Here is a 6,586-nt window from a genome sequence, read left to right on the forward strand (position 1 = left end):
GGACGCCCGGACCTCGCCCCACCGACCGGAGTTGTCAGTGGCGCTTGGTAGAACTTCTCCACATCAGCCGATCACTGCCCGCCGGTGTCTGGAGCGTTCGTCATGGTCATCAACCACCACTACCAGAAGCTGCACGGCCTGCCCGTGTTCAGGTTCCCCGAAGCCGATCGGAGCGACGGGCTGCCGGACCCGGACGCGGTGGCCTGGCGCATCTCGGTCGGTGCGTACGAGTCGACCGAGGCATGGGAGGAGGCGTTCGCCCGCTTCACGGCGAGCGTCGACACCACCGGCGTCCGGGCGCTGGTCGTCGGTTCGTGGAGCGACGCGTACGAAGAGGGTCCCGAGCAGGTCGTGTCCTCCCTGGTCGCGGCCCGCGACCGGCTGCCCGGACTGCGTGCCCTGTTCATCGGTGACATGACGTTCACGGACTGCGAGATCTCCTGGATCAACCAGGGGCTGCTCAGCCCGCTGCTGGACGCCTACCCCGAGCTGGAGGAGTTCGGGTCGCGCGGCGGCAACGGCCTGGAGTTCCCCGCCGTACGGCACGAGCGGCTGCGCTCGCTCAGGATCGAGACGGGCGGGCTCAGCTCCACGGTGGTGCGGGACGTCGGCGCGAGCGACCTGCCCGCGCTGGAGAGCCTGGAACTCTGGCTCGGCACGGACGAGTACGGCGCGGACACGACCGTGGCCGACCTGGCGCCCATCCTGGCCGGCTCCCGGCTCCCCCGGCTGCGCCATCTGGCGTTGCGCAACAGCGTCATCCAGGACGAGATAGCGATCGCGCTGTCCGGCGCCCCCGTCGTGGCCCGTCTGGAGAGTCTCGATCTCTCGATGGGCGCCCTCGGCGACGAGGGCGTGGAAGCCCTCCTCGGGGGCCAGCCGCTCACCCATCTCAAGAAGCTCGACCTGCATCATCACTTCGTGAGCGAGCCGATGCGGGAGCGGCTCCTCGCCACGCTCGGCGCGGCCGGGGTGGAGATCGACCTCTCCGAGGTCGAGGAGGCGGAGGACTGGGGCGACGGCGTGGAGCACCGCTACGTGGCGGTGGCGGAGTAACCCATGCGTTCCTTCCCCGGCGGCCAGGACCGGGAACCGCGACTGACCGTCGTGGGGATCCCCGGCAACCGCCGCCTCGCGCTCTTCCAGGACGCCGTACGGGCCGCCGGGCTGGCACCGGCCCGGGAGGTGGGCTGGCTCGACGTGCTGCGCGGCCGGGCCGGATTCGGCGCCGGCGAGACCGTACGGCTGGACTCCCCCGGTGAGGACGCCGAGGTGGACCGGCTGCTGCGCGGCACGGACGACCAGACCCGCGTCGAGGGCACGGGCCGCTGGTACGAGCGGTTCACGGCGGCCGCCCGTGACCTGGGCCGGGCGGTCACGGCCGCCGGGGCCGAGCTGCTCGACGACCCGGACGAGCTGGCGGTCCTCTTCGACAAACGCCTCACCCACGGGGTGCTGGACACGGCGGGGGTACGGGTCCCCCTGTCGCCCACCTCGGGCGCCACAGCGCCCGCCGTGTCGGGCTGGGACGACGTACGGACCCTGATGGCGGAGGCCGGGCTGCGCCGGGCGTTCGTCAAGATCGCCCACGGCTCGTCGGCGTCCGGGGTGCTCGCCGTCCGGACGGCGGGCCCCGGCCGGGTGAGCGCCGTCACCTCCGTGGAGCTGGACGGCTCGGGCCGCCTCTTCAACTCCCTGCGGGTACGCCGCTACACGGCCGAGCGCGAGGTGGCGGCGATCATCGACACCCTCGCGCCCGACGGGCTGCACATCGAGCAGTGGGTGCCCAAGGGGACACAGGAGGGCCGCGCGGCCGACCTGCGCGTGGTGGTCGTCGCGGGCCGCGCCACGCACGCGGTCGTGCGTACCAGCGCCTCGCCCATGACCAACCTCCATCTCGGCGGGGCCCGGGGCGATCTCGACGCGGTCCGGTCCACGATCGACGCGGCGGGCGGCAGCTTCTCCGCCGTTCTCACGATGTGCGAGGCGGCGGCGGCCCGCTTCCCGGCGACCCACTGCGTGGGGGTCGATCTGCTGCCCGCCCCGAACTGGCGGCAGTACGCCGTCGCCGAGGTGAACGCCTTCGGCGACCTGCTCCCCGGCCTCACCGGGCTGCCGGAGCGCGAAGCCGCGGGCCTGGACACCTACGCGGCGCAGCTCGCGGCCCTGCCCCGGCGGGCGGACCGTACCGCGGCGCGTCCACGGCCGTGCGGAGGTCCCGCATGACGTCGCCCCGCCCCGGGGCACCCGCACCCGCCCGTTCGCCCGGCACGACCCCCGACGTGAACCCCGACCCGAACCCCGGCCAGAACCCCGACACCGGCCCCGGCACGAATCCCGACATGAACGAGGTCGTCGGGCGCGACGACCTGCTGCTCGTCACCCTCGACACGCTGCGCTTCGACGTGGCGCGCGAGCTGGCCGCGGCGGGCCGTATCCCGAACCTCGCCCGCCATCTGCCGGCCGGCCGCTGGGAGGAGCGGCACGCCCCCGGCAGCTTCACCTACGCCTCGCACCAGGCGATCTTCGCCGGTTTCCTGCCGACACCCGCGTCCCAGGGCCCGCACCCCCGGCTGTTCGCCGCGCGCTTCGGCGGCAGCGAGTCGACGGCCCCCAGGACGTTCGTCCACGACACACCGGACCTGGTCGCCGGCCTCGCGGCGGCCGGTTACCGCACGGTCTGCGTCGGCGGGGTCGGTTTCTTCAACCGGCAGGGCGCGCTCGGCTCCGTCCTGCCCGGGATGTTCCAGGAGAGCCACTGGGAGCCGGAGTTCGGTGTGGCGTCCCCGGTCTCCTTCGAGGCGCAGATCGCCCGCGCCGAGCAGGTCGTCGCCGGACTCGACCGGGAGCGGCGGCTGTTCCTCTTCGTCAATGTGTCAGCGCTGCACCAGCCCAACTGGTTCCACCGGCCCGGCGCCACCGAGGAGGCGGGCGACACCCGCGCCACCCACGCCGCCGCGCTCGAATACGTCGACCGGCACATCGGCCGGCTCTTCGCCGCCGCGAGCAGCCGCCGCCGGTGCTTCGCGATCGTCTGCTCCGACCACGGCACCGCCTACGGCGACGACGGCTGGAGCGGCCACCGGCTGGGCCACCCGTCCGTCTGGACGGTGCCGTACGCCCACTTCTTCCTTGAGCACGGGACCGCCTCATGAAACCATCGCCGTCGCCCACGCCCCCGGGCACCACCCCGCGTCCGTACGAGAGTTACGTCTACGCCTATCCGCACAAGACGGCGTACCGCCCGCTCCACGACCGCCCGGCGCTGGCCGCCGAGTGGGCCGGTGAGAGCAAGGACGCGCTCTCCCTCTATCTGCACATCCCGTTCTGCGAGGTCCGCTGCGGGTTCTGCAATCTCTTCACCCGGATCGGCGCGCCCGGGGAGCTGACGACGCGCTATCTGGACGCGCTGGACCGGCAGGCGACGGCGGTACGTGACGCGCTGGACGCGACCGGGGGCGCGGAGGGGCCCGTGCGGTTCGCCGCCGCGGCCTTCGGCGGCGGCACGCCCACCTATCTGGAGGCGGGCGAGCTGGAGCGGCTCTGCGACCTCGCCGAGAAGCGGATGGGCGCCGATCTGCGCGCCGTCCCGCTCTCCGTCGAGACCTCCCCCGCCACCGCGACCGCGGACCGGCTGGCGGTCCTCGCCGACCGGGGCGCCACCCGGCTGAGCATCGGCGTCCAGAGCTTCGTGGACGCGGAGGCGCGGGCCGCCGTACGCCCGCAGCGCCGCGACGAGGTCGAGGCCGCCCTCGGCCGGATCAGGGACGCCCGGATCCCCGTCCTCAACATCGATCTCATCTACGGCATCGACGGCCAGACCGCGGTGACCTGGCGCCGCTCGCTGGACGCCGCGCTCGCCTGGCGGCCCGAGGAGCTGTATCTCTACCCCCTGTACGTACGGCCGCTCACCGGCCTCGGCAGGCTCGGCGCGGGCAGTGACGCCGAGTGGGACCGGCAGCGGCTGGCTCTCTACCGGCAGGGCCGCGACCATCTCCTCGCCGAGGGGTACGAGCAGGTGTCCATGCGGATGTTCCGCCGCGGGGACGCGCCGCCGCAGGGCGCCGACGACCACGCGTGCCAGACCGACGGCATGATCGGCCTGGGCTGCGGGGCCCGCTCGTACACCTCGCGCCTGCACTACTCCTTCGACTACGCCGTCGACATGCGCGAGATACGGGCGATCATCGACGCCTACACGGCGACGGAGGACTTCTCCCGCGCCGAGGTGGGCCGGCGCGTCGACGGGGACGAGGCGCGCCGCCGCCATCTGCTCCAGTCGCTGCTCCAGGCCCGGGGCATGGCAGTGGCGGAGTACCGCGTGCGTTTCGGCGCCGATCCGGGCGAGGACTTCGGGGCGGAGCTGGACCGGTTCGCGGACCTCGGCTGGCTGGACACGGGGGCGGGCCCCGGGCTGCTGCGGCTCTCCCCCGAAGGGCTCGCGCACTCCGACGCGCTGGGTCCCGCGCTGTTCTCGCCCTCCGTACGGGCCGCGATGGCCGCGTACGAATCGAAGTAGACCGACCGGGCGCCGGACGGGCCCGGGCCCCCGCCGAAGTGGACCGACGACCTGAAGGGAGCCCCATGGATCTGACGATCCTCTACCGCGGGCCGCTGGCCTCCTGCGACTACGACTGCCCCTACTGTCCCTTCGCCAAGCGGCGGGACAGCGGCGAGCAGCTACGCGCCGACCGGGCGGCCCTGGAGCGGTTCACCGCGTGGGCCGCCGCCGCGACGGACGACCGGCTCTCCGTGCTGTTCACGCCCTGGGGCGAGGGGATGGTCCGCTCCTGGTACCGGCGGGCGCTCACCGAGCTGTCGCTGCTGCCGCACATCCGGCGGGTGGCCGTCCAGACGAATCTCAGCTTCCGCACGGACCGGCTGGCGGACGCCGACCCCGCGAAGCTCGCCCTGTGGTGCACGTACCACCCGGGGCAGACGCCGTACGACCGCTTCCTGACGAAGGCCCACGAACTGGCGGAGCGCGGTATCCGGTTCAGCGTGGGGGTCGTCGGCCTCGACGCGCATCTGGAGCACGCGCGCCGGCTGCGCGCGGAGCTGCCCCCGCACGTCTATCTGTGGATCAACGCGGCCGAGGGGCACTCCTACACGGACGAGGAGGCCGCGCGGTGGACGGAGCTGGACCCGCTGTTCCCGTACAGCCGCCATCCGCACCGTTCGGCCGGACTGCCGTGCCGGACGGGCGAGTCGGTGATCTCGGTGGACGGCGAGGGTACGGTACGGCGCTGCCACTTCGTCCGCGCCGAGCTGGGCAATCTCTACGACGGCTCGTACCGGCGCGCGCTCGCGCCGCGGGCCTGTCCGCTGGCGGTGTGCGACTGCCATATCGGCTATGTCCATCTGGAGACGCTGCCGCTGTACGACGTCTTCGCGGGCGGGGTGCTGGAGCGGATCCCGGCGGGGGCGTGAGTCACGTGGGGCGTGAGCTCCCGCGTGGCCGCCCCCGCCGCCCGGGACCCGGGGGCCGCGTCAGTGTCTCAGGGGCAGGAGGTCCGGCCGCTTCGCCTCGACGTGGTCGCCGGAGGAGGCGCCGCGCAGCCTGCGCCCGATCCAGGGCACCAGGTACTCGCGCGCCCAGTGGATGTCGTCGCGCCGGACTTCGAGCGTGCCGCGCGGGGGCAGCGGCGGCCACGGCTGGTCCGGATCGGCGGGCACGTCGACGCCCAGCACCTGCCCGGCGCGCAGCGCGACGCGGGTGTGTCCCTCGGCCGACAGATGCAGCCGGTCGCCGTCCCAGGCCCGCCGGTCCTGGACGGTCCTGAAGGACCAGAGGTCGAGGACGGGGCAGCCGTAGCGGTCGGCGATGGCCCGCGTGTGTTCGTTGAACGTGGCGATCTTGCCGCGCAGATGGCGCAGTACGGGCACCCGGCGGGTGTCGAAGCCGGTGGTCAGCATGACCGTGCCGACGGCGCCGGTGAGGTCGGCGACGGCCCGCTCGAAGCGCTCGGCGACATCGTCGGGGTCGGTGCCGGGGCGGATGATGTCGTTGCCGCCCGCGCAGAAGGTCACCAGGTCCGGGGCGAGTTCCCTGGCCCGGGGGATCTGCTCGGCGACGATCTGGTCGAGGAGCCGGCCGCGTACGGCCAGGTTCGCGTAGCGGAAGTCGCCGTGGACGGGGTCGGCCGGCGCGCCGGAGACCGGAAGCTGGTCGGCGAGGAGGACCGCGAGCCGGTCCGCCCAGCCGACGAACTGCCCGTCGGGTCCTGGATCTCCCACGCCCTCCGTGAAGCTGTCACCGATCGCCGCGTACGACCCGAATATGGTGTCTCTTCTTACTCTCGTTCTTGCTCTCGAATCGTCTGCCACAGCAGGACATTTTCCACCCGGCCATGTGACCTACGCGACCGTAGGCAGGGGTTGACGTGGGGTGAGAAACACCATCGGTCAATTTTCTTTCAAGTGGGAATAGCGAAAAGCCGCGCGGGGCCGGCCCCGAGGGGGCGGGGCCCCCGGGGGGGGCGCAACCCGGGCCCGGCGGCCCCCCCCGGGGAGCAGGGGGGGGCCCAAACCCGAGGAGGTGGGGGCCCGCCCCCAGCCCACCCCCCGCCGCGACGGGGGGTGTGGG

The 6,586-nt window shown here is 73.4% G+C and carries 6 protein-coding genes; 5 read left to right on the plus strand and 1 reads right to left on the minus strand.

From position 1 onward, the window contains the following. Positions 1 to 102: 102 nt before the first annotated feature. From ACIO3P_RS06195 to ACIO3P_RS06215, 5 genes are all read left to right on the plus strand, one after another. Positions 103 to 1,056 carry an STM4015 family protein gene (locus ACIO3P_RS06195; RefSeq protein ID WP_329827639.1) on the plus strand — a complete coding sequence of 318 codons (954 nt, stop codon included), beginning with the start codon at positions 103 to 105 and terminating at the stop codon, positions 1,054 to 1,056. A 3-nt stretch (positions 1,057 to 1,059) separates the two neighbouring features. Then, complete coding sequence (locus tag ACIO3P_RS06200) at positions 1,060 to 2,226, plus strand: STM4014 family protein (protein WP_401848796.1); 1,167 nt, start codon at positions 1,060 to 1,062, stop codon at positions 2,224 to 2,226. Positions 2,227 to 2,342: 116 nt separating this feature from the next. Continuing rightward, the gene (locus ACIO3P_RS06205) at positions 2,343 to 3,155 is read left to right on the plus strand and encodes an STM4013/SEN3800 family hydrolase (RefSeq protein WP_329828113.1); all 813 of its coding nucleotides are present in this window, start codon (positions 2,343 to 2,345) and stop codon (positions 3,153 to 3,155) included. Continuing rightward, positions 3,152 to 4,519 (plus strand): STM4012 family radical SAM protein, encoded by a 1,368-nt coding sequence (locus ACIO3P_RS06210; protein ID WP_401848794.1) that lies wholly within the window; start codon positions 3,152 to 3,154, stop codon positions 4,517 to 4,519. The genes ACIO3P_RS06205 and ACIO3P_RS06210 overlap by 4 nt, the downstream gene beginning before the upstream one ends. A gap of 65 nt (positions 4,520 to 4,584) precedes the next feature. Then, a complete protein-coding gene (locus tag ACIO3P_RS06215) occupies positions 4,585 to 5,430 on the plus strand; it encodes an STM4011 family radical SAM protein (RefSeq protein WP_401848791.1) in 846 nt (281 codons plus the stop codon). A gap of 60 nt (positions 5,431 to 5,490) precedes the next feature. On the opposite strand, the gene ACIO3P_RS06220 is transcribed toward ACIO3P_RS06215, so the two are convergent. Next, positions 5,491 to 6,327: an SGNH/GDSL hydrolase family protein gene (locus ACIO3P_RS06220; RefSeq protein ID WP_329827643.1), complete on the minus strand. Its 837-nt coding sequence runs from the start codon at positions 6,325 to 6,327 to the stop codon at positions 5,491 to 5,493. Positions 6,328 to 6,586 lie beyond the last annotated feature (259 nt).

This window comes from Streptomyces sp. NPDC087310 (assembly GCF_044744405.1).
Classification (GTDB): Bacteria; Actinomycetota; Actinomycetes; order Streptomycetales; family Streptomycetaceae; genus Streptomyces.